Origin of the sequence: Staphylococcus sp. HMSC06C11 (assembly GCF_001808345.1) — a bacterium.
Classification (GTDB): domain Bacteria; phylum Bacillota; class Bacilli; order Staphylococcales; family Staphylococcaceae; genus Staphylococcus; species Staphylococcus capitis.
Genome location: NZ_KV793038.1, coordinates 311,714 through 337,135 on the forward strand (window position 1 = coordinate 311,714; position 25,422 = coordinate 337,135).

The 25,422-nt window shown below is 31.8% G+C and carries 26 protein-coding genes and 1 pseudogene; 1 reads left to right on the plus strand and 26 read right to left on the minus strand.

Features of this window, described 5'->3' with window-relative positions; all coding sequences use genetic code 11:
- Positions 1-3 precede the first annotated feature (3 nt).
- From dnaJ to lepA, 6 genes are all read right to left on the minus strand, one after another.
- Positions 4-1,140 carry a molecular chaperone DnaJ gene (gene dnaJ / locus HMPREF3154_RS04925; protein ID WP_030064651.1) on the minus strand — a complete coding sequence of 379 codons (1,137 nt, stop codon included), beginning with the start codon at positions 1,138-1,140 and terminating at the stop codon, positions 4-6.
- Positions 1,141-1,287: 147 nt separating this feature from the next.
- Complete coding sequence (gene dnaK / locus HMPREF3154_RS04930) at positions 1,288-3,117, minus strand: molecular chaperone DnaK (RefSeq protein WP_002436539.1); 1,830 nt, start codon at positions 3,115-3,117, stop codon at positions 1,288-1,290.
- Between the two features lie 55 nt (positions 3,118-3,172).
- Positions 3,173-3,808 carry a nucleotide exchange factor GrpE gene (gene grpE, locus HMPREF3154_RS04935; protein ID WP_023350180.1) on the minus strand — a complete coding sequence of 212 codons (636 nt, stop codon included), beginning with the start codon at positions 3,806-3,808 and terminating at the stop codon, positions 3,173-3,175.
- Positions 3,809-3,836: 28 nt separating this feature from the next.
- Entirely contained in the window at positions 3,837-4,814 is a 978-nt protein-coding gene (hrcA, locus tag HMPREF3154_RS04940; protein ID WP_002453364.1) for a heat-inducible transcriptional repressor HrcA, read from the minus strand.
- Positions 4,815-4,913: 99 nt separating this feature from the next.
- Entirely contained in the window at positions 4,914-6,038 is a 1,125-nt protein-coding gene (hemW, locus tag HMPREF3154_RS04945; protein ID WP_002453365.1) for a radical SAM family heme chaperone HemW, read from the minus strand.
- A 102-nt stretch (positions 6,039-6,140) separates the two neighbouring features.
- Entirely contained in the window at positions 6,141-7,964 is a 1,824-nt protein-coding gene (lepA, locus tag HMPREF3154_RS04950) for a translation elongation factor 4 (RefSeq protein ID WP_002436542.1), read from the minus strand.
- Between the two features lie 310 nt (positions 7,965-8,274).
- Between lepA and rpsT the strand changes: the two genes are divergently transcribed.
- A complete protein-coding gene (gene rpsT / locus HMPREF3154_RS04955; protein ID WP_002436569.1) occupies positions 8,275-8,526 on the plus strand; it encodes a 30S ribosomal protein S20 in 252 nt (83 codons plus the stop codon).
- Between the two features lie 58 nt (positions 8,527-8,584).
- Here the strand turns inward: rpsT and holA are convergent, their stop codons facing one another.
- The 20 genes and pseudogenes from holA to greA form a co-directional block, all read right to left on the minus strand.
- The gene (gene holA, locus HMPREF3154_RS04960) at positions 8,585-9,559 is read right to left on the minus strand and encodes a DNA polymerase III subunit delta (RefSeq protein ID WP_023350179.1); all 975 of its coding nucleotides are present in this window, start codon (positions 9,557-9,559) and stop codon (positions 8,585-8,587) included.
- Positions 9,560-9,604: 45 nt separating this feature from the next.
- A complete protein-coding gene (locus tag HMPREF3154_RS04965; protein ID WP_023350178.1) occupies positions 9,605-11,821 on the minus strand; it encodes a DNA internalization-related competence protein ComEC/Rec2 in 2,217 nt (738 codons plus the stop codon).
- Positions 11,822-11,824: 3 nt separating this feature from the next.
- Complete coding sequence (locus tag HMPREF3154_RS04970; protein WP_002436740.1) at positions 11,825-12,286, minus strand: ComE operon protein 2; 462 nt, start codon at positions 12,284-12,286, stop codon at positions 11,825-11,827.
- A gap of 81 nt (positions 12,287-12,367) precedes the next feature.
- A pseudogene (locus tag HMPREF3154_RS04975) lies at positions 12,368-13,047 on the minus strand (helix-hairpin-helix domain-containing protein).
- Between the two features lie 65 nt (positions 13,048-13,112).
- Complete coding sequence (locus HMPREF3154_RS04980; protein ID WP_023350176.1) at positions 13,113-13,829, minus strand: class I SAM-dependent DNA methyltransferase; 717 nt, start codon at positions 13,827-13,829, stop codon at positions 13,113-13,115.
- 3 nt (positions 13,830-13,832) lie between these two features.
- Positions 13,833-14,186, minus strand: coding sequence for a ribosome silencing factor (gene rsfS, locus HMPREF3154_RS04985; protein WP_002436550.1), 354 nt, complete (start codon positions 14,184-14,186; stop codon positions 13,833-13,835).
- Positions 14,187-14,771: a bis(5'-nucleosyl)-tetraphosphatase (symmetrical) YqeK gene (yqeK, locus tag HMPREF3154_RS04990; RefSeq protein WP_070474421.1), complete on the minus strand. Its 585-nt coding sequence runs from the start codon at positions 14,769-14,771 to the stop codon at positions 14,187-14,189.
- Positions 14,761-15,333 carry a nicotinate-nucleotide adenylyltransferase gene (locus tag HMPREF3154_RS04995; RefSeq protein WP_023350175.1) on the minus strand — a complete coding sequence of 191 codons (573 nt, stop codon included), beginning with the start codon at positions 15,331-15,333 and terminating at the stop codon, positions 14,761-14,763. Before HMPREF3154_RS04995 ends, yqeK begins: the two co-directional genes overlap by 11 nt.
- Positions 15,333-15,623, minus strand: a complete 291-nt coding sequence (gene yhbY, locus HMPREF3154_RS05000) for a ribosome assembly RNA-binding protein YhbY (RefSeq protein ID WP_023350174.1) — start codon at positions 15,621-15,623, stop codon at positions 15,333-15,335. The genes HMPREF3154_RS04995 and yhbY overlap by 1 nt, the downstream gene beginning before the upstream one ends.
- Positions 15,623-16,432 (minus strand): shikimate dehydrogenase, encoded by an 810-nt coding sequence (gene aroE, locus HMPREF3154_RS05005; RefSeq protein WP_023350173.1) that lies wholly within the window; start codon positions 16,430-16,432, stop codon positions 15,623-15,625. The genes yhbY and aroE overlap by 1 nt, the downstream gene beginning before the upstream one ends.
- Positions 16,433-16,448: 16 nt before the next feature.
- Positions 16,449-17,549 (minus strand): ribosome biogenesis GTPase YqeH, encoded by a 1,101-nt coding sequence (gene yqeH / locus HMPREF3154_RS05010; RefSeq protein ID WP_023350172.1) that lies wholly within the window; start codon positions 17,547-17,549, stop codon positions 16,449-16,451.
- A 3-nt stretch (positions 17,550-17,552) separates the two neighbouring features.
- Positions 17,553-18,077 carry a YqeG family HAD IIIA-type phosphatase gene (locus HMPREF3154_RS05015; protein WP_023350171.1) on the minus strand — a complete coding sequence of 175 codons (525 nt, stop codon included), beginning with the start codon at positions 18,075-18,077 and terminating at the stop codon, positions 17,553-17,555.
- A gap of 21 nt (positions 18,078-18,098) precedes the next feature.
- Positions 18,099-18,785: a 5'-methylthioadenosine/S-adenosylhomocysteine nucleosidase gene (gene mtnN, locus HMPREF3154_RS05020; protein WP_023350170.1), complete on the minus strand. Its 687-nt coding sequence runs from the start codon at positions 18,783-18,785 to the stop codon at positions 18,099-18,101.
- Between the two features lie 171 nt (positions 18,786-18,956).
- A complete protein-coding gene (locus tag HMPREF3154_RS05025) occupies positions 18,957-20,213 on the minus strand; it encodes an NRAMP family divalent metal transporter (RefSeq protein ID WP_023350169.1) in 1,257 nt (418 codons plus the stop codon).
- 12 nt (positions 20,214-20,225) lie between these two features.
- Positions 20,226-20,978, minus strand: coding sequence for a 5-oxoprolinase subunit PxpA (pxpA, locus tag HMPREF3154_RS05030; RefSeq protein ID WP_023350168.1), 753 nt, complete (start codon positions 20,976-20,978; stop codon positions 20,226-20,228).
- Entirely contained in the window at positions 20,978-22,339 is a 1,362-nt protein-coding gene (locus HMPREF3154_RS05035) for an acetyl-CoA carboxylase biotin carboxylase subunit (RefSeq protein ID WP_002436565.1), read from the minus strand. The genes pxpA and HMPREF3154_RS05035 overlap by 1 nt, the downstream gene beginning before the upstream one ends.
- A 14-nt stretch (positions 22,340-22,353) precedes the next feature.
- Positions 22,354-22,809 (minus strand): acetyl-CoA carboxylase biotin carboxyl carrier protein, encoded by a 456-nt coding sequence (locus HMPREF3154_RS05040; RefSeq protein WP_002453375.1) that lies wholly within the window; start codon positions 22,807-22,809, stop codon positions 22,354-22,356.
- Positions 22,810-22,811: 2 nt separating this feature from the next.
- Positions 22,812-23,816 carry a 5-oxoprolinase subunit C family protein gene (locus HMPREF3154_RS05045; RefSeq protein WP_023350167.1) on the minus strand — a complete coding sequence of 335 codons (1,005 nt, stop codon included), beginning with the start codon at positions 23,814-23,816 and terminating at the stop codon, positions 22,812-22,814.
- A complete protein-coding gene (gene pxpB / locus HMPREF3154_RS05050; RefSeq protein WP_023350166.1) occupies positions 23,806-24,537 on the minus strand; it encodes a 5-oxoprolinase subunit PxpB in 732 nt (243 codons plus the stop codon). The genes HMPREF3154_RS05045 and pxpB overlap by 11 nt, the downstream gene beginning before the upstream one ends.
- A 406-nt stretch (positions 24,538-24,943) precedes the next feature.
- Positions 24,944-25,420, minus strand: coding sequence for a transcription elongation factor GreA (greA, locus tag HMPREF3154_RS05055; protein ID WP_023350165.1), 477 nt, complete (start codon positions 25,418-25,420; stop codon positions 24,944-24,946).
- Positions 25,421-25,422: the final 2 nt, after the last annotated feature.

The window sequence follows — 25,422 nt, forward strand, 5'->3', positions numbered from 1 at the left end:
TCTCTATTCTCCTTTGAAGAATCTTTTTGCTCTATCTTTAAAATTAGAAGGTTGTTCACTCACGTCTTCGCCATTAATTTCAGCAAATTCTTTCATAATTTCTTTTTGTCTATCGTTCATTTTAGTTGGAGTAACTACTTTAATATTAACGAATAAATCTCCATAACCATAACCGTGAACGTTCTTAATACCTTTATCTTTAAGACGGAATTGCTTTCCTGTTTGTGTACCTGAAGGTATTGTTAGCACTACATTACTATTTAAAGTTGGTATTTTGATTTCATCGCCTAAGGCAGCTTGAGGGAAGCTCACATTTAAATTGTAGTAAATGTCATCTCCATCACGTTCAAATGTATCGGAAGGTTGAACTCTAAACACTACATATAAATCACCGTGAGGACCACCGTTTACACCTGGTGAACCTTCACCAGCTAAACGAATTTGTTGTTCAGTATCTACACCTTCTGGAACTGTAACTTCTAATTTAACAGTTTTATTTTCAGTTCCTTTACCGTGACAAGTAGGACATGGCTCTTCAAATTCTTGACCACTACCTTCACATTTAGGACAAACTTGTTCAGTTCTGACTCTACCTAAAATAGTATTTTGTTCGACGGAAACATGACCAGCTCCATTACAATAGCTACAAGTTTTTTTACTTGTTCCAGGTTTCGCGCCTTCACCATCGCACGTATGACATGTTACATCTTTTCTAATAGAAATTTCTTTTTTAGTACCAAAAACAGCTTCTTCAAAGGTAACAGTCATAGTATATTGTAAATCATCACCTTTACGTGGCGCATTAGGATCACGTTGTCTTGAACCACCACCGAAGAATGAACTGAAAATGTCTTCAAATCCACCTCCGCTAAATCCGCCAAAGTCTCCGCCACCGAAACCTTGACTGCCGAATCCTCCTTGTGGGCCTTCATGTCCAAACTGGTCATAATTTGCACGTTTATTATCATCACTTAAAACTTCATAAGCTTCGGAGATTTCTTTGAATTTTTCGTCTGCGCCTTCTTCTTTATTAATGTCTGGATGATATTTTTTTGATAATTTACGATAAGCTTTTTTAATTTCGTCCTTAGAAGCGCTTTTACTTACGCCTAAGACTTCATAATAGTCTCTTTTGGCCACAACTATCTCTCCTTTTATACGTTTAACAAGATTAGTTTATCTGATTAATTCTTACTATCCAAATAAAAAGCCAAAGCCAATGTTCAATTGACTTTGACTTTTTTGGCTTAGTCATAAATTAAACTTATATACTAACTCAACCTAGAATTATTTTTTATCTTCGTCATCTTTTACTTCTTTAAAGTCCGCATCTTCTACAGTGCTGTCTTGAGAACCTTGTTCTCCTTGAGCTTGTTGCTGTGCTTGTTGAGCTTGTTCGTATACTTTAGCTGATAAATCTTGAACAACTTTTTCAAGTTCTTCTTTTTTAGATTTGATGTCTTCCATATCTTCACCTTCAAGTGCAGATTTAAGCGCATCTTTTTTCTCTTCAGCATTTTTCTTATCATCTTCACTAATATTGTCGCCTAAATCAGTGATAGTTTTTTCAACTTGGAATACTAAGCTATCAGCTTCGTTACGTAAGTCCACTTCTTCGCGACGTTTTTTATCTGCTTCAGCGTTTTCTTCAGCATCTTTAACCATGCGATCAATTTCTTCATCAGATAATGCTGAGCTTGATTGAATAGTGATATTTTGTTCTTTGTTAGTTCCTAAATCTTTAGCAGTTACATTAACGATACCATTTTTATCAATATCAAATGTTACTTCGATTTGAGGTACACCACGTGGAGCAGGTGGAATATCAGTTAATTGGAAACGACCAAGAGTTTTGTTATCTGAAGCCATTGGACGTTCACCTTGTAACACGTGAATATCAACTGCTGGTTGGTTATCAGCTGCTGTTGAATAAACTTGTGATTTAGATGTTGGAATAGTAGTGTTACGTTCAATTAATGTGTTCATGCGTCCGCCCATGATTTCAATACCTAGTGATAATGGTGTTACGTCTAGTAATACCACATCTTTAACATCACCAGTGATGACACCACCTTGGATCGCAGCACCCATAGCTACTACTTCATCAGGGTTTACACCTTTATGAGGGTCTTTACCTACTTCTTTTTTAACAGCTTCTTGTACTGCTGGAATACGAGTAGAACCACCAACAAGGATAACTTCATCAATATCAGAAGTTGATAACCCAGCATCTTTTAGTGCTTGACGAGTTGGTTCCATTGTTTTTCTAATTAATGAATCTGCTAATTCTTCAAATTTAGAACGAGTTAAGCTAATTTCTAAATGTAATGGACCACTTTCTCCAGCTGAAATAAATGGAAGTGAAATTTGAGTTTGAGATACACCTGATAAGTCTTTTTTAGCTTTTTCAGCAGCATCTTTTAATCTTTGTAGTGCCATTTTATCTTGAGATAAATCTACGCCATTTTCTTTTTTAAATTCTGAAACTAAGTAATCAATAATTACTTGGTCGAAATCGTCACCGCCAAGTTTATTGTCACCTGCAGTAGATAATACTTCAAATACTCCGTCACCTAATTCAAGGATTGACACGTCGAAAGTACCGCCACCTAAGTCAAATACAAGAACTTTTTGATCTTGTTCAGTTTTGTCTAAACCGTAAGCTAAAGCAGCTGCAGTAGGTTCGTTGATAATACGTTCAACTTCTAGTCCAGCGATTTTACCAGCATCTTTAGTAGCTTGACGTTCAGCATCATTGAAGTAAGCTGGAACAGTGATAACTGCTTTATCAACTGTATCTCCTAAATAACTTTCAGCAGTACTTTTTAAGTTTTGTAAAATCATAGCTGAAATCTCTTGTGGAGTGTATGATTTATCTTCAATATCTACTTTGTAGTCTGTACCCATATGACGTTTAATTGATTGAACTGTATTAGGGTTAGTGATTGCTTGACGTTTAGCAACTTCACCTACTTGAGTTTCACCATTTTTAAAAGCAACTACTGAAGGAGTAGTGCGTGCGCCTTCTGGATTTTGAATTACTTTTGGTTCGTCACCTTCTAATACGGCAACGCAAGAGTTTGTTGTACCTAAGTCGATTCCGATTACTTTACTCATAATAAAATTCCTCCAATATCATTTTGTAATTTTATACAATGTTTTTTCAATCAGTTTATTGATTTACTTTTACCATTGATGGTCTCAAGACGCGATCTTTTAGTTTGTAACCTTTTTGAAGTTCTTGAGTGATTTCCCCCGATTTAAAATCAGGATTATCATCTTGAACCACCGCTTGATGAAGATTAGGGTCAAATTCTTGACCTTCAGCTTCAATTTCTTCAAGACCATTATCTTTTAAAGCTCTAAGTAAACTTTCATGAACCATTTGGACACCTTTTTGTAGTGATTTAAATGATTCATCATCACCTTCAATTTGTAATGCACGTTCAATATTATCTATTGACGGAAGGATGTCAGTTAAAACACCTTGAGCTTGATAAGTTTTGTTAATTTGATTTTCATTTTGAATTCGACGCTTATAATTTTCAAATTCAGCGTACAATCTTAAATATTTCTCTTCATTATCATTTGCTAGCTTTTCTAATTCTTGAATTTTCTCATCTTTAGGATCTACATCCTCAGCTTGAACTTCTTCCTGAGAATCTTCTTGCAAATGATCTTCTTTTACTTCACTATTGTCAGTATTTTCAACTGAGTCTTGAGAATTATCAACATTTTGAGTTTCTACATTCTCTTCTGAATTAACTTCTTCCTCAGTATTATTCACTGATTGATCTTTTTCTGTCATTTTCTGACCTCCAATACAATTCTAATTACTACCATATTTGGTTGAGTAATTGAATTACATTTTGATAATGCATCGCAGTTGGTCCTATGACCGCAATTTGTCCTTTAAGTGATTCATCAACATGATACTGACTAGTAACTATGGAGATATCACTTAAGCTCTCATCAATTTCCTTTCCTATTCGAACATTGATTTGAGAAGTAGAAATATCATCTAAAAGTTCAGTTATTCTATTTGATTCAATGTACTGCAATATAGGTTGAATCGATGATACGTTAGTTTCGTTTAACGCATCAATAAGTTTAACCTTTCCACCCATGTAAATGCTATTACTTTGATTATTAATATGAATATTAATTAATTCAATCATCTCATTTACTAACTCTTGTTCATCACTAGAATTGACAAAACTTTTAATCTCGTGTTGCATATCTTGGTTATGTTTATTGAAATGGACAGTTAAAAAGTTAGCTATTCTGTTTAGATTGAGATGATTAAGTTGTATTTGAGTTACAACATGAATATTTTCGACATGTCCGGATGAAAAGACCATAACTAATATAACCAAATGACTATTGGCTTGAATCAAATGAATATTATTAATAATATCTTGATTGTGATTTGGACGTACAACCAACGTAGCATATTGAGATTTCATAGATAGTTCATTAGCGAAGTATGTCAATGCTGTAGAAATATCATAGTGATTCTCAATCAATAATTGATTTAAACGTTGAATTTTGTTTTGATTTTGATGAGATGTTTGTTCTAATAAACGATTGACATAATATCTAAAACCTAATTCTGAGGGAGTCCTGCCAGATGAAGTATGCGTCTTCTCAATGAAGTTCATATCTTCAAGCTGTTTCATTTCATTTCTAATAGTTGCTGGGCTTACCTCTAAATTATGTCGGTGAATTAATGTTTTAGAACCAATCGGTTGTCCAAAATCAACATAATCTTCAACAATTGCATTAAGAATGCTTAATTGTCTTTCTGTAATCATGTTTTCACCTCATTAGCACTCTTTTCTCTCAAGTGCTAATTATAATTTATCAAAAAGGTCAAAGTAAGTCAATGTTAAAGCATTAAAATATCAAATTTTTTATACGTTGAGTAAAAAAGCCTCGAAAACCTCATTCCCAATGACTTTACCACGTTCAGTTAATGATATATAACCGCATTTATTTTCTAATAAATTTCTATTTATTAAATCCGTAATTGTTTGACCAAATACCTCTTCAATATTTATACCAAATTTTCTCTTAAATCTCGATATGCTAACACCTTGGTTCATTCTTAAGCCAAGAAACATCTCCTCTTCCATTCTCTCTTCAAAAGTTGGGGTGTTCTTTGTAAGTATAGGTTCCTCATTGTTATAAATAGCTTTAATATAATGATTAACTGGATTGAGATTGGTATATCTTACACCATCCACATAACCACTTGCTCCTGCACCAAAACCATAATATTCTTCATTAAGCCAATAGACTTTGTTATGAGTTGATTCGTGACCTTTTTTCCCGAAATTAGAAATCTCATACTGATTTAAATTAGAATCCTCTAATCGTTTCATCAAATATTGGTACATATCTGCCCCTAAATCCTCATTAGGAAGCTTTAAATGTCCTTTTCTATACATGTTGTAAAATTGAGTTTTTGGTTCAAGAATAAGACCATAGCTCGAAATATGATCAATATCCATTTCTAAAGCTAATTCTAAACTTTGTTTAAAATCTTCTAATGATTGCTGTGGTAAATGATACATTAAATCAAGGCTAATTGAATTAATACCTGCCTTGCGAGCGTTGTTTACAGCGCTATAGATATCATTAGTTTTATGAGTTCGTCCAAGAATTTCTAACAACTCCGGCTTAAACGTTTGTACTCCCATCGAAATTCTATTAACACCATATTTTTTTAAAAGTGCTACTTTCTCATAAGTTAATTCATCGGGATTAGCTTCAAATGAATATTCTCCATGAATAGTAAACGTGTTATTAATAGCTTTTAGTAGTTTTTCAAGTTGTACAATATTCAATGCAGTGGGTGTCCCTCCGCCAACATACATTGTCTCAAGCTTTCTATTATTTTCAACTTGCATTTCTTTAATGAGCGCATCTAAATATTCATCTACTGGCTGCTTATCTATAAAATACTTATTAAAATCACAATAAGTACAGATTCTTACACAAAATGGTATATGTATATAAGCACTTTTAACTGTCAAAAAATCCCCCCATTCACTAACGTAAAAAGAGCGGAAGTGAAATCAATTTCTTTATACAACGATTTCAACATCCCGCTTCAATGTTATTTAAATTATTATAAACTATTCATCTTCCATTTTAAGCACAGCTAGGAAAGCATCTTGAGGAATTTCAACATTTCCTACAGCTTTCATTTTTGCTTTACCTGCTTTTTGTTTTTCTAAAAGCTTACGTTTACGACTAATATCGCCACCATAACATTTAGATAAAACATTTTTACCCATAGATTTAATATTTGTACGGGCTATAATTTTTTGACCTATAGCTGCTTGAACAGGTACTTCGAACTGTTGTCTAGGTATAAGTGTTTTTAATTTTTCAACAAGTGCTTTACCTCTTTCATATGCAAAATCTCTATGGACGATGAAACTTAAGGCATCCACTTTATCTCCATTAAGTAAGATATCCATTTTAACTAGATTACTTTCTTTATTTTCAATGAATTCATAATCAAATGAAGCATAACCTTTAGTATTAGACTTAAGTTGGTCAAAGAAGTCAAACACAACTTCAGATAATGGAATTTCATAAACAATATTTACTCTTATATCATCTAAATAATCCATATTTACAAATTGACCTCGCTTACGTTGGCATAGTTCCATCACTGCACCAACATAATCATTAGGTACCATCATTGTAGCTCTTACAAATGGTTCATAAATATGTTCTATTTTGTCTCTTTCTGGCATCTGAGCTGGATTGTCAACAGTAACTTCAGTTCCATCCTTTAAAATACATTCGTATATAACTGAAGGAGCCGTTGCAATTAATTCAATACCGAACTCTCTCTCAATTCTTTCTTGAATAATTTCCATATGCAACATGCCTAAGAAACCAGTTCTATATCCGAACCCTAATGCTTGTGATGACTCAGGCTCAAAATCGAGTGAAGCATCATTGAGTTGTAATTTTTCTAACGCTTCACGTAAATCATTGTAATCTTTATTATCTATTGGGAATAGACCACAATAAACCATTGGATTCATTTTTTTATAACCTTTGAGTGGCTTATCTGCAGGACGATTAGCTAATGTGATAGTATCACCTACACGTGAATCATCTACATTTTTAATACTTGCAATGATATATCCTACGTCTCCTACTGTTAATTCCTCAACTGGAAGTTGTTTAGGTGTATTAATGCCTACTTCTGTCACTTCAAATTCTTTTCCTGTAGCCATCATTTTAATCTTATCCCCAGCTTTAACTACACCATCAATGATTCTAATAGATGAGATAACGCCTCTATAAGGATCATACTCTGAATCAAATATTAGAGCTTTTAAAGGTGCATCAGGATCTCCATCAGGAGCTGGTACAACTTCTACTATTTTTTCTAAAATTTCTTCTATACCGATATTTGATTTGGCACTAGCGAGTACTACATCATCTTGGTCTAAACCAATAACATCCTCTAATTCTTGTTTAACTCTTTCAGGTTCAGCTGCAGGTAAATCAATTTTGTTAACAACTGGTAATAACTCTAAGTCATTATCAAGAGCTAAATATACATTTGCTAAAGTTTGAGCTTCAATACCTTGAGCGGCATCTACAACTAAAATCGCGCCTTCACATGCAGCTAATGAACGCGACACTTCATATGTAAAGTCGACATGTCCTGGTGTATCTATAAGATGGAAAGTATATGTTTGACCATCTTTAGCATCATATTTCAAACGAACAGCATTTAACTTTATAGTAATACCGCGTTCTCTTTCAAGGTCCATGGAATCAAGTAGTTGATCTTGCATTTCACGTGTTTCAACTGATTTTGTATTTTCAAGGATTCTATCCGCTAACGTTGATTTCCCATGATCTATGTGTGCAATGATAGAGAAATTTCTGATATTTTCTCTTCTATTATAGCGTTCTTGCTTATCCATCTTATCCTTCTCACTTTCATAATATTAACCCGATATATGTATACATCTTTGATATGATAACGTTTTTAGAGGGTAATTGCAAACACTCTATCTAAGAGCTTAAGTTTTCATTTTCTATTAATATTTATTTACCCTAACAATTTTAATTATATATAGTTAAAACACACTTTCCAATAGTTAAAGTTACTAAACATGATTAATATTACGCATAAATAAATGATTGCACAAAGGTAAGACATTTGATAAAATATTTCTTGTTGTAATCAAATAAATTTTGATAAGTTAAGCTCACTTTTAGGAGGTGACAGAAATGCCAAACATTAAATCTGCAGTTAAACGTGTTAGAACAACTGAAACAGCTGAAGCACGTAATATCTCTAAAAAGAATGCAATGCGTACAGCAGTTAAACGCGCTAAAACAGCTATCTCTACTGATGCTGAAAACAAAAATGAATTATTAAGTTTTGCAATTAAACAAGTTGATAAAGCTGCTCAAAGCAACTTAATTCACTCAAACAAAGCTGATCGTATTAAATCTCAACTTATGACAGCTAACAAATAATTCAGTTTATTAAAAAAGATCAAGCATAGTGCTTGATCTTTTTTGTTTAATCATTAATCTATAAAGATAAAATTAATAATTCTAAAATTAACTGTTTGTCCATATAAGAAGATTTTAATTTATAATCGGTTTCTGCACATGAATCAATAATGTTTAATAAATCATTTAATTGATAGTATCGTGCTTGGTTTAGAGCAAGTTTCACTCTATACGGATGCGCACTAACTGTCTTCGCAATCTGCTGGCCACTGTACCCTTTTTGTTCTAAAATCTTAGATTGATAATATAATCTATAATTACTAGTTATTAAAGCTAAAAGTTTTATAGGTTCCTCTTTCATAGTAATTAAGTCATTCAATAATTGTATAGCCTTATCTTTTTTTCCTTTTTGAATATATTCAGTTAAAAGAAAAACGTTTTGCTCTAAGCTTCTATTTATAATTTGATTAACATCATCTTTATTAACTGTAGGTCTATCTCCTATATACAGCATAAGTTTCGAAAGCTCCTGTGAAACAATGTTGAAATTAATACCTGTTAGTTCAATAAATAGATTTAAAGCATCTTGTTTAATATCTTTATAATTTTCGTGTAATTTATTTTGAATCCATTTTTTTATTTCTTCTTCAGACATTTGTTCAACTTTTTTGAGTTGCGCATTTTTTTTAAGTGATTTTGTTAATTTTTTACGTTCATCTAACTTATTTTGATAAAGCTCAAAAAGAATCAGATTATCCCCGTCATATTTTTCTATAAATTCTATTAACTGCTCTGGATTATGATTGAGTTCCTTTGCACCTTTTTCACCTGTAAATATGTATGCATTTTTTACTACAATTGCTTTTTTATCAGAAAAAAAAGGCATAGTTAATGTTTCTTCAATGATGGGCGTTAGATCATTTTCATACATATTAAATTTAACGTAGTTAAAATCATCTTTTTCTTGCCCGAGATAATTATTAACTATTTCTGAACTTTTCTTCTCGACAAGCTCAGGTACTTCGCCATAGATAGTTACGATATTGTCGCTCATAAGTGCATCCTTCCTCTATATCTCATACTTTTAAATTATATCATTTTATTGAGTGACTTCTCTAGCGATAGTTTTTAGATGATCTTTAACATTCATCACATTTAAATGGTGTTTATCTAAATTAATCGTCATTTCACCGTTTTGTTGCGTGTCATACACTAAGCTTCCATATCTCTTTAAACGTTCAATAACTTCGTCATTAGGTAATTTATATTTATTATGTTTTCCACTTGAAATCAAACTTAACCTTGGTTGAATTTTCTTAATAAATTCTTCAGAGCTACTTGTTCGACTACCATGATGTCCTACTTTTAAAATATCTATTGTAGGCAAATGATATTTCTTCAATAAAATATCCTCATTGTTTTTAGTGGCATCACCCATGAGTAAAATATTTCTATTGTTATATTTTATTAATGTAATGATTGAATACTCATTTTTATCGGAACTTGAGGATATAAATGTATCGTAAATTTCTAATTCAGTATCATCAATCTTTATTTGAGGTATATTTTTAGCTTCAATTATATTTATCCTTTTTTTCTTGCATTCGTTGTGAACTTGATTTAATAAATGCTTAGGAAAACCATCACTGTTTAATATTAAATTTTTAATTTTAACATGGTCTATGATATAAGGAAGTTCCCCCATATGATCCGCATGTGGATGAGTAATAATTAAATAATCAATCGTAGTAATACCTCTTCGCTTCAAACTTGGGAGAATTTTGTATTTAGCAATATTATGATGTTTAAATTCAAAGTTTTCTTCTCCTTTCCCTCCAGTATCTATTAATACAGTTTTATTTGTATTACTTTTGAAAAGTATGCTATCCCCCTGGCCTACATCAAAAATTGTTAACTCTGCGTTTGAAGGTTTACTCAATGTAGATATTATTATTAAGGTAATTAAAAAGTATATTAGGGATTTAAAAATCTTTTTGTACACTAATAAATAATAAGCAATCAATATATTTATTAACAATATTAGTAGATAAATTTCGCTTAAAGAAGGTATAAACCACTTATAATTATTAAATTTCAAAAAGAAGTGGAGTAATAAATCATGTATTTCATAAATTTTATTCATGTAAACATTTAGAATTTCAAAATTTGATACAATGTGAGTCATAATAAAAAAGCAAATTATTGAAGGAAAAAGTATGAAACTGTAGAAAGGCACAAAAACTAAATTCGAGAGGAAACCAATCCATTGAAATTGATTAAAATGATATGTACTTATAATAATAGAACTATATTGAGCTATACATGTAATGGCTATTATGCTTTGAAATGAAGTTAATTTTTTTAAATAAGGTTGTGATAGTAAAATAAAAAAGCAAATTAAGAAAGAAAATTGAAAACCTATATTATAAACATAACCTGGATTGCTTATAAACATCATAATAAATATGATAGAAATCAAATCAATAGAAGATTTTCTGAATCTTTTAGGAAGGATTAAAACTAATATTGCGATTGAAATTGCTCTTACTGCGCTAGGAACAAAGTCAGTATAAACAGCGTATAGTACTAAAACATTAATAATCATTGTTTTAATAATGACAAGTGGCGTGTTAAATCTCACTAAAAGTTGATGAATGAGAAGTATAATTGCTGCTACATGAGTCCCACTCACTGCTAGTAAATGATATATACCTATATCCTTCACTTTATCTCTATAATCAGCATTGATTAATAATGGATTACCTGTAATCAGTGCTAAAATTCGATTTGGATATTTTACACCTGAATGTTGAATCTTATCGATTATATAGTCTTGATGGAAATAAATGAATTTAAACCTATCATTATAAGTACATGAATTAGTGTGGATTTCATTCAGTGTAATTGATGGAGGAACTTTATCAAACTTGAATTCCCCATTTATACTACAAGTGTGATGTTTGAGGGAGGTAATGTTTGTCTTATTATTGTTATTATAAAAGAAATTATAATTTTTACCTTTATAAACTAATATTCCAGTAATAAAATTATTTTGAACTTTAAGTGTTTTAAATTTTACGTAATCATTAACTTTGGGATTATACATTAGTATGCGTTGTTCATGGTCAACACGTTGGTTATATGTTTGTGTAATATAATTTGAAAAGAAAGGACACACAACAATAAGTATGATTATTGGAAGTTTAAGTTTTTTGATGAAGATTAATAAGATTAAAAGGAAAAATAAAGAGATAGAGATAACTTTGAAATTCATCCAAAGTATCCCTACTAAAAATGATAGTGCTATGTATATCATTGATTACCCCTGTGTTAAATATTGAGCTACATATTCCGGTGTAAATGGAATTTTTTTATATTCAATACCAGATTGATTTAGTAACTTAATCGCATAATTATGATTGTGGTAATCTTCAGCATAATAAATTGTTTTAATCCCTGCTTGAATAATAGATTTAGTACAATTTAAACAAGGGAAATGTGTAACATATATTGTCGCTCCTTCTGTTGAAACGCCTTGTTTAGCACACTGAAGTAATGCATTCATTTCTGCATGAATTGTTCTGATACAATGTCCATCTTCTATTAGGCAACCTTCATCTATGCAGTGAACTTCACCGGCAACTGAACCATTGTAGCCTCCTGCTATAATTCGATTATCTTTAACAATAGTAGCTCCTACAGATAGTCTCTGACATGTTGATCTCAAAGCAAGTAAATGACTTTGAGCCATAAAATATTCTTCCCATTTAATTCGTTCCATGTAAAGGTGCCTCCTTATCTTGAATAACAATCAACATTTATAGCTTAATCATTTATAATTATAAATGCAATCATTGACCAGTTAAACAACAAGATGTTCTTTAAGTTTCTCAAATGTTTTTTCGCCAAATCCTTTAATTTTTTCAAATCTTCTATATTCTTGAACCCTCCATTTTGCTCTCTATAATTAATTATTTCTCTTGCTTTAGAAGGCCCGACGCCTGGAATGCTTTTTAAATCCGTTTCAGTGGCATTATTCAAATTAATTTGTTTATTTCCCTCATTTTGATTGATATTATTATTTGAAATATTATTTACCGTATTATATTGACTGTGTTCTCCCTTTTTGGGAACATAAATTAGCTTTTGATCTATTAACCTTTCAGATAAGTTTATTTGTGATAAGTCTGCATCCTTATAAGGTTTAGCTTTATTAATTGCATCTATGACTCTTTCAGTGTTTGTCATCTGATAAACATTTGGATGTTCTACTGCGCCTTTAATATCTATAAAAATTTTTTCATTGTTGTTTCCTCTTTGAGATTGTTTTTCTTTTTCATTATTATCTTTGTTAGTTGAACTATATCTCTTAGAATTAACCTGCTTGCTATTAATCTCTTTGTTAAATTCATCCTCTTTGCTATTGTCTTCATAATGATTAAATAGACTTAAAACTACCATTGCTAAAACTACTAGACCTATAATTAAATAAATTTTCCATTTAATAATAAATTCAATATACTTATTACCTTTGTTAAACAAAAAAATCACCCCTTCACACTTAATAACGTATGAACGAGTGATTTTACTTCTATTTATTTCATAATCTATTTTTTTACAACGAAAAATAATCGATCAGCATCTTCTTCTTTTTGATTAAAATCAAAATCGGTGAAAGTTTTAACTTCTTTAAAGCCAGCCTCATTGAGTAACCGTTTATAAACATCTTCTTCATATGTGCGTTGATAATGGGATTCGTCAAAGCGTCGATAACTTCCATTATTTTGAATGAAAAAAGTCATTTCATGATAAACACTTAATGGTTCATTACCTTGAATTGCTTCCCAACCTAAGAAGACATTTTCGGTTTCATCAATATAACTTTGATTATTAAATAAAGTATTCATCTTATGTACAGTATGCACATCAAATAGAAATACTCCATCATCAGTTAAATGCTGGTAAACTTTATTAAAGGTTTCTTTAACTTCTTTACTTGAAGATAAATAATTCAGTGAATCACAAAATATTGTAATGATATTGAATTTTTGGTTCAACTTAAAACTTGTCATATCTCCTTCTAACCATCTAACTTCATTAGATTTTTGATTAGCGATAGTTAACATATCAACACTTAAATCCATTCCGATAACATTGCCTAATGGAACCAACATATGTGTTAAATTTCCTGTACCGCAACCTAAATCTAGAATGTCATTAGATTCTCTCTTTGAAAAGGTTTGAACTATATTGAACCAAGCATCATATGGTTGATCTTGAGTTAGCTGGTCATAGACCATACTCATATCTTCGTATTGACTCATATTTTAATAAGCAACCTGACCATATGACTCATACGGAGCATCTTGATATAATTTCTCGATATTATAATAATTTCGCTCATCCTTATGGAAAATATGAACCACAACATTAGCTAAATCAATTAATACCCATCTTGCGTCGTTATAACCTTCCATACGTTTAACATCAATACCTTGCTCATGAACAGCTTCTTTAACAGCTCTTGCAATGGATTGTACTTGTCGCTCATTGTTACCATGACACACAACAAAGTAATCAGTCATATCGCTGATACCTTGCATATTAAGAGAAATTACATCTTCTGCTTTTTTGTTTTCTGTCGCTTCGACAGCAATATTTAATAATTCTTCTGAACTCATTTAATCATCCTTTATTCTTTCGTCACTATAATTATAATAATTCAAGCATGCAATCGTAGCGCCATATACCGTAATGTCTTTACCGATTAAAAATAAAACTGTTTGCTTAGAAATTTCATAAATTGTTTTATCTAAGCTACCTTGATTGTATGCCATATCTCTAATTTCTTCAACTCCTGGGGTTTTTCTACCAGGTTCAATATAATCAGCAATAAAAATAAGCTTTTCTGTTTTAGTCATTTGCTGACGCCCAGTTGTATGATATTTTATAGCTAGTAAAACCTCTTCATCTTCAATGTGATAATCATGTTCCATGATTGCAGCGCAAACAGGTCCATGTAATATTTCACTTCCATAACTAAGTAAGTCACTCTCTAATTCACATTGTCTAACAATTTGGTACATTGAACTTAAATCATCATACTTACAATAGTCATGTAAAACACCAGCTAATTCTGCTTTATCTTTATCTCCATCATATATTTCTGCTAATTTTACAGCTGTCTCAGCAACTCTAAGCGAGTGATTATAACGCTTCTCGGGCAACTTTTCTTTCACTAGCTTTTTAGCTTCACTAATTTCCATAAAGTCCTTCCTCCTCAATATAGTCCTCCACTTTATTAGGGACGAGTGCTTGTATAGATTTATGATTTTTAACACGGTCTCGAATCATTGTTGAACTAATATCAATACGAGGTATTTTAACCGATATCATACCAGTTTCGACACTTTGATAATCTGACTCACGATTAACTATAACGAAGGTGATCAACTTTTTTAATTCGTCAATTTTAAACCACTTATCAAGCTGCTCATATTGATCAGTTCCTATTACAAAATAAAATTCATCTTTAGGATTGTTACGCTTTATTTCAGACAACGTGTCAAAAGTATAGCTTTGTCCTTTTCTATCTAATTCACTAGTACAAATTTTTCCAAAACCTAATTCCTCAATGACAAATTCAATCATCTTCATACGATAAGAAGCATCAAGGAAATCTTCATGTTCTTTCAACGGAGCCATGTAACTAGGTAAGAAATAAAATTCATCAGGTTGTAATTCATGGAACACCTCGCTAGCTACCACCATATGAGCGGTATGAATCGGGTTAAATTGACCGCCGTATAATACAATCTTTTTAGACATTAGGGTAAAACGATGTCTTTATTTTCTTGAGATTCTTTATAAAGTACAATCATTGACCCGATTACTTGTACTAATTCACTTTTAGTTGCATGACTAAGTTCATTAGCTAATTCATTTTTATCATCAAAATTATTTTGTAAAACATGTATTTTAATGAGTTCTCTTTTCTCTAAGGTTTCATCAATTTGAGAAATCATATTTTCGTTAATTCCACCTTTACCTATTTGGAAAGTTGGATCAGTATTATGAGCTAAACTACGTAAGTATCTCTTTTGTTTTCCAGTTAACATTATAAATCTCCTTTTAATTTATCTAATACAGTATTTTTCATGATTTGAATATTAGGTTGTTCTCCTGTCCAAATTTTAAAGCTTTCAGCACCTTGATACACAAACATATCTAAACCATTATAAATGGGGTTACCTTTACTTTCAGCTTCTAATAAGATTGGAGTCTTATAAGGAATGTACACTATATCACTTACTAACGTATGAGGAGATAAATTTCTTAGATTTATCACACTATCATTGTTTTTATCCATTCCAGCAGGTGTTGTATTAATAACGATATCAAATTCATCCAAATACTTCTCAGCGTCATTTAGAGAAATAGCATTAATATCTAAATTCCAATCTTCAAATCTTGACATTGTACGATTAGCAATTGTTAATTTAGGTTCAACAAATTTAGTTAATTCGTTAGCAATTCCTTTACTTGCACCACCAGCACCTAAAATGAGTATATAAGCATTCTTTAAATCATCATAAATTTGTTTTAAGCCAGTTACATAACCTATACCATCTGTATTATAGCCTATCCACTTACCATCTCTAATTAAAACAGTATTTACCGCACCAACTGTTTTAGATTGCTCATCTACCTCGTCTAGGTAAGGTATTATCCGCTCTTTATGAGGGATAGTGACATTAAATCCACTAAGTTTCTTTTCAGTAATGGTGTCTCTAAGTAAGTGGAATTCGTCAATAGGAATGTCTAGTGGTTCATAGGTGTAATTTAAACTTAAATTTGAAAAGTTAGCACTATGCATTATAGGTGATAAAGAATGAGAAATCGGATGGCCAATTACTGCAAATTTCATTCTCAACCACTCCCTTTTATAAAATAGAATTTCTTAAAATGACGTCTACATTTTTGGGTACACGCACGATCACTTTTGCACCTTCGTCAATTGTGATAAATCCTAAGCCTGATATCATAACATCACGTTTAGCTTTACCAGTTTCTAATCTAACAGCTTTTACGTCATTTAAATCAAATTGACTTGCGTCATGTGGTGGTGTTAAAAGTGAACCCAATTGATTTTTCCATAATTCATTAGCTTTTTCAGTTTTTGTTCTATGGATATTTAAATCATTGGAGAAGAAACATACTAATGATCTTTTACCTCCAGATACATAATCAATTCTAGCTAAACCACCAAAAAATAATGTCTGTTCTTCATTTAGTTGATATACGCGTTGTTTTATTTCCTTTTTAGGCATAATGGTTTTTAATTCTTTATCAGAGACATAGTTTGTCATTTGATGCTCTTGTATAATACCAGGTGTATCATACATAAACGTAGTTTCATCAAGCGGAATATCAATCATGTCCAAAGTAGTACCTGGAAATCTTGAAGTAGTTACTACATCTTTTTCACCAACACTAATTTCAATTAATTTATTAATTAAAGTAGATTTCCCTACATTAGTCGTACCTACGACATAAACGTCCTCATTATTTCTTACTTGATTAATTGACTGCATCAACTCTTCAATGCCCCAACCTTTATCAGCTGAAATAAGTACAACATCATCGGCTTCTAAGCCGTATTTTCTAGCAGTTTTCTTTAACCACTCTTTTACACGACGCTGATTGATTTGTTTAGGTAGTAGATCAAGTTTGTTTGCAACTAAAATGATTTTTTTATTACCTACAATACGTTTAATTGCATTAATAAATGATCCCTCAAAGTCAAAAACATCCACAACATTAACTACAATACCAGATTTATTAGAAAGACCAGTTAATAAATTTAAGAAATCCTCACTGTCCATCCCAACATCTTGAACTTCATTATAATTTTTTAATCTAAAACATCTTTGACATATAACATCTTCACGGAACATATTATGTTCAGGTACATAGCCTGGAGCATTTTTATCTTCTGATTGTAGTGGAGCGCCACAACCAATACATTTTAGTAATTCACTCAAACACTATTCCTCCCATTTGATATAACCTTTTTTTCTAAAATGATTTAATAAGCGTCTTTCAATTAGACGATTAAATTTAGTCACAAAGCCATCAGTTCTTTTAACTGGAACGACCATAATAGTATATAGTCCATTGCGATTACCACCGAAAACATCTGTAAGCATTTGATCACCAATAACAACAGTTTCTTTAGCTTGTATATTCATTTGTTTAATAGCTTTTATAAAAGCTTTACCCATTGGTTTACGTGCTTTGAATATAAAATCTACTTCTAAATCTTTAGAAAAACTAGATACACGTTTTTCATTATTGTTCGACACAATTGTAATTGTAATACCAAGCTCACGCGCTTTAGAGAACCACTCTTTAATTCTCTCGGTAGGCTCTTTAACGTCCCAACCAACAAGGGTGTTATCTAGGTCTGTAATGATTCCTTTAACTCCCATACTCGCTAATTTTTCTATATCTATATCGAATACAGATTGTACGTATGCATTTGGCATAAATAAATTTTTAATAATACCCATTTTATAAATTCACCTTTACTTTTATAATGATTTAACTAACAATTCAACTGTCTCACTAGAAGAAATCGCAGCTTGACCTAAAAATTCTTCAAATGAAATATCTGCTTCTCCATTAGCTAAATCTGAAACTGCTCTCGTCACAATAAATGGAACGTTAAATTGGAAACATGTTTGTGCAATAGCTGTCGCTTCCATTTCTACTGCCATTGCATCTGGAAATTGTGATTTAATTTTATTTCGTTGTTGAGCACTACCAATAAAACTATCGCCACTAGTAATCATGCCAACTTTACCATTTAGCTGTTGCTGTTTTAATATATCAATTGTTTTTTCTAATAATTTTTCACTAGACTCATAACGCTCTGGCATTTGTGGGATTTGACCATAAGCATAACCAAATGCTGTTGCATCTGCATCATGATAAATGACTTCATTACTAACTAATACGTCACCCACTTTTAAACTCTCATCAAGAGCGCCAGCAGAACCTGTATTAATTACTATATCTGGATTGAATTTTTCAATTAATAAAGTCGTAGATATAGTAGCATTCACTTTACCTATTCCACTTTGAGTTAAAACAATGTCTTTATTATTAAGTGTACCAGTATAGAATTTTACGTGTGCCACACTAATTTCACTTAAGTCGACAATTTTATCTTTGAGTATACCTACTTCTTCTTCCATAGCTCCAATTATGCCTATCATTTCTTTTTACACCTCATTTAAAAAGTCCTAGCACTACGTATTTTATCATATTTTAAAATTCATCACGATAGGATAAGTTAATTATCAATAGGGAGTTAAATAATTAAATTTTTAAGACTTTTTAATAAAAAAATACTTCACATCTTAACGACGTGAAGTAATAAAAAATAATTAACCTTTCCATAAGCTTGCTAAATCTTGTAGCGAGAAAATACCAGTGATAATCGTAACTATAACTGCTATGATTCCGAAAACAAGCATCCAAGTAGGATGTTTATAATCTCCAACAATAGATTTTTTACGACTAGCAATTAAGATAGCCCCTAGTGTGATTGGTAAAATCCAACCATTGATTGCTCCCGCAATTATAAGTAAACTTACAGGTTTACCAATGAATAAGAAAATTAATGTTGAGATAACTATAAACATAATGACTATTAAATTATTTTTATTAAATAAAGACTTATGTAATGTCTTCAAGAAGGTTGCACTTGTATATGCTGAACCGATAACAGATGACATCGCTGCTGCAAAAATAACTACACCAAATATATTTTTTCCTATTGGACCAATAGCGTGTTCAAACACTGAAGCAGGTGGATTTTCTGCACTTAACGTAACTCCAGTAACAACCACACCTAAAACTGCTAAGAAAAGTAAAGTTCTCATAACACCTGTTGTTAAAATACCTGCAATCGCAGATCTGTTAACGAAAGGTAAAAACTCTTTACCTTTCATGCCAGAGTCTAATAATCGGTGTGCTCCTGCAAAAGTTATATAACCACCTACAGTGCCTCCGACTAAAGTAATTATAGGTAAAATAAGTTTGATTGGATGTTCAGGTGCAACCATGTGTACTAATGCATCACCGTATGGAGGATTAGAAACTACCATCACATATGCAACGACCAAAATCATTACTACCCCTAGAATCATAGATACTACATCCATTATTTTTTGGCCACTTTTACTTACAAAGATTAAGATAGAGAATATTGCAGTTATAGCTGCACCCCATTTAACATCTAAACCAAACATTGCATTGAGTCCAAGACCTGCACCTGCAATATTACCTATATTAAATGCAAGTCCCCCAAATGCTATTAATATTGATATCACTGTGCCTAATCCAGGTACAACTTTATTTGAAACTTCTTGACCACGCAATCCAGTAACTACTAAAACACGCCAAATATTAATTTGAGCACCAATATCAATTAATATTGATATTAAAATAGCGAATGCAAAACTAGCATAAAATTGTGCTGTGAAAACAGCCGTTTGAGTTAGAAATGCCGGACCAATGGCAGAAGTAGCCATCAAAAATACTGAACCATATAATAAACGTCTATGACCTTTTGTAAATTTAAAGTCTTTCCCACTTTGTTTTGTTTCTTGATTGTTGCTTTGTTTAAAATTTTCTCCCATCTCTGGTACCCCCTATAAGGATTGAATATCAATGCCTTCTTTCGTTAATTTTTTTCTAATTTGAGTTACAAAATCAAGTGCATGAGCACCATCACCATGGACACATATTGTATCGGCTTGTAAATCAATTTCTTTACCATTTTTACTAACAACTTTATTTTCAGTAACCATTTTTAACACTTGCTGTAATGCTTCATCCGTATTTGTAATTGTCGCATCTGATTCTTGACGACTTACAAGCTGACCATCATCTTCATAACGACGATCTGCAAAAACTTCTGAAGCAGTACGTAAACCAAGCGCTTCAGCTTCTGAAATTAACAATGTATTAGATAGTCCAACTAGCACTACGGATTTATCGAAATCATAAACCGCTTGTGCAATAGCTTGAGCAATTTCTTTATTTTTAGCGCCCATGTTATATAAAGCACCATGAGGTTTAACATGATTTATACGAGCTCCATGAATTTTACAAAAACCATTCAAAGCACCTAATTGGTAGACAACTAAATTGTAGATTTCTTTAGGTTTAATATCCATTTTGCGTCTGCCGAAACCTTGTAAATCAGGTAAACCTGGATGTGCTCCTATGCCTACATTATTTTCTTTAGCAAGTTGTATTGTCTCATTCATTACATTTTCATCACCGGCGTGAAAACCACAAGCAATGTTTGCCGAAGTAATTAAAGGAATAATATCATTGTCGCCACCAAATGAATAATTTCCAAATGCTTCACCTAAATCACAATTCAAATCGATTTGCATTATAAATCCACCCCTTTAATGATTTGATGCTTCTCTAAGAATTTAATATCAACTTCACTTGCATCACCATCTGCATATAACGGATAACTTAATACTGCGTATAAGAAATCTGCTGTTGTAGTGAAACCTTCAATAACCATTTCATCTAATGCTACTTTTAATTTATTGATAGCTGTTTGTCTATTTGAGTCTTTTACAATCACTTTTGCTACAAGTGAGTCATAATATGGTGATACTTGATAACCGGAATATAATAAAGAATCTACTCGAATATTAAATCCTTGTGGTAAATGTAATTTCTTCACTTTACCAGGAGTGGGCTGGAATTTCTTTTCTGGATTTTCAGCATTAATACGTGCTTCAATTACATGTCCGTTAAACACTATATCTTCTTGTTGGAACGGTAATTCACCATATTGCAATAAATATAATTGTGCTTGTAAAAGATCTCTATCTGCTCGCATTTCAGTAACTGTATGTTCGACTTGGATACGTGCATTCATCTCAATAAAGTAGTGAGCATCCTCTGTTACTAAAAATTCAATTGTACCAGCACTTCTATAATTAGATGCCTTTGCTACTTTAACAGCATCATTACAAATCCGTTCTCGTCTTTCATCTGTTAATGCAGCACAAGGTGATTCTTCAATAAGTTTTTGATTTTTTCGTTGCACTGAACAATCACGTTCACCTAAATGAACATAGTTATTTTTACCATCACCGATGACTTGAACCTCTACATGCTTTGCAACGGGAATAAAAGCTTCAACGTATACACGATCATCATTAAAATATTTTTGACCTTCACTTTTAGCTTCTTTTAATGATTTTTCTAATTGTTCAGGTTCTTTAACGATACGGATACCCTTACCTCCACCGCCACTTGCAGCTTTAAGAACAAGGGGGTATCCTATTTCTTCCGCGAGTTTTTTAATTTCATCAACAGATTCAACCTCGCCGTCAGATCCAGGAATTACTGGAACATTTGCAGCATGAACGGTCTGACGAGCTGTAATTTTATCCCCCATCATTTCCATTGTCTTTTTATTAGGGCCAATGAAGTGGATATCATTTTCTTCAACAGCTTCAGCAAAAGTAGTTGATTCAGATAAGAAACCGTAACCAGGGTGTATCGCATTTGCTCCGGTAATTTCTGCTGCTGAGATAATACGTTCTATATTTAAATAGCTATCTAAAGGATTAGCTTCTCCAATACAAATCGCTTGATCAGCTAAACTTACATGCAGACTATCTTCGTCGCCTTTGGCATAGATGGCTACTGTTTCGATTTTCATCTCTCTACATGCGCGAATAATCCTTACGGCTATTTCCCCTCTGTTTGCAATCAAACAACGATACATAAGTCTATTCCCCCTTACTTCACTTTGACTAATACTTGATCATATTCAACATTAGTACCATGTTCTACAACAATTTCAGTAACCTCACCACTCACGTCACTAGTGATTTCGTTCATTACCTTCATTGCTTCTATGTAACCAATGATATCTCCTTCTTTAACTTGATCACCAACTTTAATTTGGGGATCCGTTAATTCTTTACTATCTTGTAAGAAAAACGTACCAACCATAGAAGATTTAATTTCTTTGTCATCACTAGAATCTTGCGTTTGGTTGTTAGTATCTTGAGTTTCATTATTAGTTTGTGTCATTTCATTTGATTGTACATTTGCAGTTTGAGATAAACCTTGTGATGAATTACCCTCTGTGAAATCAAGTTCAATTTCATTCTCAAAGTCTTTATATTTAAACTTTTTTACATCATTTGATTTTACTAAATTTATAATTTCTTCTATTCTTTCAAGATTCATTATTATTTGTCCTCCTTAATTAGTGATGCTAATTTCTTAGAAGTGTTTCTTACATTGCTTAAATTAAATAATGGTTGTTCTGACACGTTTTTTAATTTTTGATCAAAATCATTTTCAAATTCAATTAATTGTTTAAACGCTTCTTCTGTAGATATCCATTCAAATCGAATAGTCTCTCCAGGTTTAAGTTGCGCTAATTTTTTTAAATCTAATTGAGAAACTGTAGCAATTTTAGTATAACCACCTACAGTTTGTTTATCATTTAATAGAATAATTGGATTTCCGTCATTAGGAACTTGGATGCTTCCTAAAGCTACAGGTTCAGAAATAATGTCAGCCGTTTTCAAAGGTGAAACGGATGGACCAACTAATCTGTAACCCATACGATCCGACTGATCTGAAACCTTAAATTCAGAATTGATAAATGTATCTACTGCTTCCTCTGAAAATGAACTAAATTGAGGACCTTTAATAACATGAATAGTATTATCCTCTACTAATGGTTTATAGTCGGTTGCTTTACCTAAATTCTCATTATAAGATGCATTACTTTGAGTAGGTATAATATCATGCTTTTTAAGCGCTCGTCCTTCAAAACCACCAAGTCCACTTCTAGTATGAGTAGAATAACTCTCTGCAATCCTTTCTATTTTTAACGGATGACCAAACACAAGATATCCTCTCGCACCTTCAGTAACCTGACCGATTTCTAATACATCGTTAGTCTGTACTTTATATACTACTTGTGAATCAATGGAATTACCGTTTAATTTTGCATTGGATGTACCACCGATAAATGCAAAAGTATTTTCTTTAAGAAACTGTACTTTAGGGCCAATAACAGTGTATTCAATCGCAGGTCCATCATTACCAATTAATTTTTGAGCCATTTTAAAACTATAAAAGTCTAAAGCACCAGCTCCGGAAAATCCTAAATCTTGATAACCTATACGTCCTTCGTCTTGGATTGTTGAAAATAAGCCAGGTTGTAAAATTTTAATACTCATCTTTATTTGTCACCCACTTATCTATATCAAATTTTCCATTTTCAATTTCCTCAGATATATTGTTATATTCATGTTGATCAATCTCATAAAACTGAATATAATCTCCAGCTTCATACATTGTCATCGGAGTTCGATTGAGATCAAAAACCTTAAGAGGTGTACGACCAATAATTTGCCACCCTCCTGGAGAGTCCATTGGATATAATCCCGTTTGATTATTGGCTATTCCAACAGAACCAGCCTCAATCTTAAGTCTTGGCTCAGAACGTCTTGGTGTATGTAAACGTTCGTCAAGCCCCCCTAAATAAGGAAATCCTGGCATAAAGCCTAACATATAAATAAGGTATGGCTGACGAGTATGAATCTGTTTGACTTCTTCTTTAGTTAAATGATTATGTTCTGCAACTTCAGCCAAGTCAGGTCCATATTCCTCACCATATAAAACAGGAATTTGAATAATACGCTTATTTCGAGTTCTAGCATCTGACTCGTTTTGTAAGCGGTTAAGTTCTAAATTTTCTAACAATTCATTTCCTTCTATCCTCTTATTATCGAAGTATATTAGAATTGCTCTATAAGATGGAATGATTTCTGTTATCTCTGAATGATTCTGATTCTTTATGTATTGTACTGTTGATTGAACGAGTTGGTAAGTGCTTTCACTAATTTCATTATCAAAATAAATCATCACAGTTTGTTCATTTATAATTTGAGTTTCCAACTTTAAAATCCCTCCCCTTTAAATTTTTAAGGATTTATTTGCTGTAACTATTTAATTGTATCATTGCAATAAAATGTTTGTTTAATAATTAATTCAAATTGTTAGTGATAATTACTAATAATTTGATATTTAGAAATTAAGGTCTTTCAAAAAATATAGCATTTCTATTTCAAAAAATCGCTAATATTTATTTAATCATACATATTATTTTTTGTCATGATAAAAATGATGAATAACAAAAGGATTTTATCCTACTCATCTATTAAGAACTACATTTAATGGTGTAATGTTTCTTTAAAGCTAAAATTTCTATAATAATAACATAAAAAAGTCCAAGTCATAAAATATGACTCGGACTTAATACTAGAATTCATTAGTACTAGCAATTTTAAAATAAAATATTTAATTATTTGATATCAACGATTTTAACGTTCATTTCTTCGCCGTTAGGAAGAGGAACACGAACTTCGTCATTTAATCCTTTACCTATTAAAGCATTTGCCATAGGAGATTCATTTGAAATTTTTCCTTTGAATGCGTCAGCTTCAGCAGAACCTACTATTTGATAACTTTCTTCTTCATCACCTGGTAATTCAACAAAAGTGACTGTTTTACCAATTTGAACAACGTTATTATCGCCATTATCTTCAATGATAAGCGCATTTCTAATCATATGTTCAATACGTTGAATATCTTGTTCGATAAATCCTTGTTCATCTTTTGCTGCATCGTACTCAGAGTTCTCTGATAAGTCACCAAAAGAACGAGCTACTTTAATTTTTTCAACAACTTCTGGTCTTTTAACCGTTTTTAATTCTTCTAATTCTTGCTCAAGTTGTTCATAACCTTCTTGAGTCATTGGGTATTGTTTTTGGTTTTCCATAA

Excerpts from the sequence above, each read along its gene's own strand:
- yhbY (WP_023350174.1), bottom strand. The coding sequence starts at position 15,623 with ATGTTAACTGGAAAACAAAAGAGATACTTACGTAGTTTAGCTCATAAT.
- grpE (WP_023350180.1), bottom strand. The coding sequence starts at position 3,808 with ATGACAGAAAAAGATCAATCAGTGAATAATACTGAGGAAGAAGTTAAT.
- pxpA (WP_023350168.1), bottom strand. The coding sequence starts at position 20,978 with ATGCAAATCGATTTGAATTGTGATTTAGGTGAAGCATTTGGAAATTAT.
- HMPREF3154_RS04970 (WP_002436740.1), bottom strand. The coding sequence starts at position 12,286 with ATGGAACGAATTAAATGGGAAGAATATTTTATGGCTCAAAGTCATTTA.
- aroE (WP_023350173.1), bottom strand. The coding sequence starts at position 16,432 with ATGAAATTTGCAGTAATTGGCCATCCGATTTCTCATTCTTTATCACCT.
- HMPREF3154_RS05025 (WP_023350169.1), bottom strand. The coding sequence starts at position 20,213 with ATGGGAGAAAATTTTAAACAAAGCAACAATCAAGAAACAAAACAAAGT.
- HMPREF3154_RS05040 (WP_002453375.1), bottom strand. The coding sequence starts at position 22,809 with ATGAATCTTGAAAGAATAGAAGAAATTATAAATTTAGTAAAATCAAAT.
- dnaK (WP_002436539.1), bottom strand. The coding sequence starts at position 3,117 with ATGAGTAAAGTAATCGGAATCGACTTAGGTACAACAAACTCTTGCGTT.
- rsfS (WP_002436550.1), bottom strand. The coding sequence starts at position 14,186 with ATGAGTTCAGAAGAATTATTAAATATTGCTGTCGAAGCGACAGAAAAC.
- greA (WP_023350165.1), bottom strand. The coding sequence starts at position 25,420 with ATGGAAAACCAAAAACAATACCCAATGACTCAAGAAGGTTATGAACAA.
- hrcA (WP_002453364.1), bottom strand. The coding sequence starts at position 4,814 with ATGATTACAGAAAGACAATTAAGCATTCTTAATGCAATTGTTGAAGAT.
- rpsT (WP_002436569.1), top strand. The coding sequence starts at position 8,275 with ATGCCAAACATTAAATCTGCAGTTAAACGTGTTAGAACAACTGAAACA.
- yqeK (WP_070474421.1), bottom strand. The coding sequence starts at position 14,771 with ATGGAAATTAGTGAAGCTAAAAAGCTAGTGAAAGAAAAGTTGCCCGAG.
- holA (WP_023350179.1), bottom strand. The coding sequence starts at position 9,559 with ATGAGCGACAATATCGTAACTATCTATGGCGAAGTACCTGAGCTTGTC.
- HMPREF3154_RS04980 (WP_023350176.1), bottom strand. The coding sequence starts at position 13,829 with ATGAGTCAATACGAAGATATGAGTATGGTCTATGACCAGCTAACTCAA.
- HMPREF3154_RS04965 (WP_023350178.1), bottom strand. The coding sequence starts at position 11,821 with ATGATATACATAGCACTATCATTTTTAGTAGGGATACTTTGGATGAAT.
- HMPREF3154_RS05015 (WP_023350171.1), bottom strand. The coding sequence starts at position 18,077 with ATGGGTATTATTAAAAATTTATTTATGCCAAATGCATACGTACAATCT.
- mtnN (WP_023350170.1), bottom strand. The coding sequence starts at position 18,785 with ATGATAGGCATAATTGGAGCTATGGAAGAAGAAGTAGGTATACTCAAA.
- lepA (WP_002436542.1), bottom strand. The coding sequence starts at position 7,964 with ATGGATAAGCAAGAACGCTATAATAGAAGAGAAAATATCAGAAATTTC.
- HMPREF3154_RS05045 (WP_023350167.1), bottom strand. The coding sequence starts at position 23,816 with ATGAGTATTAAAATTTTACAACCTGGCTTATTTTCAACAATCCAAGAC.
- HMPREF3154_RS04995 (WP_023350175.1), bottom strand. The coding sequence starts at position 15,333 with ATGTCTAAAAAGATTGTATTATACGGCGGTCAATTTAACCCGATTCAT.
- HMPREF3154_RS05035 (WP_002436565.1), bottom strand. The coding sequence starts at position 22,339 with ATGTATCGTTGTTTGATTGCAAACAGAGGGGAAATAGCCGTAAGGATT.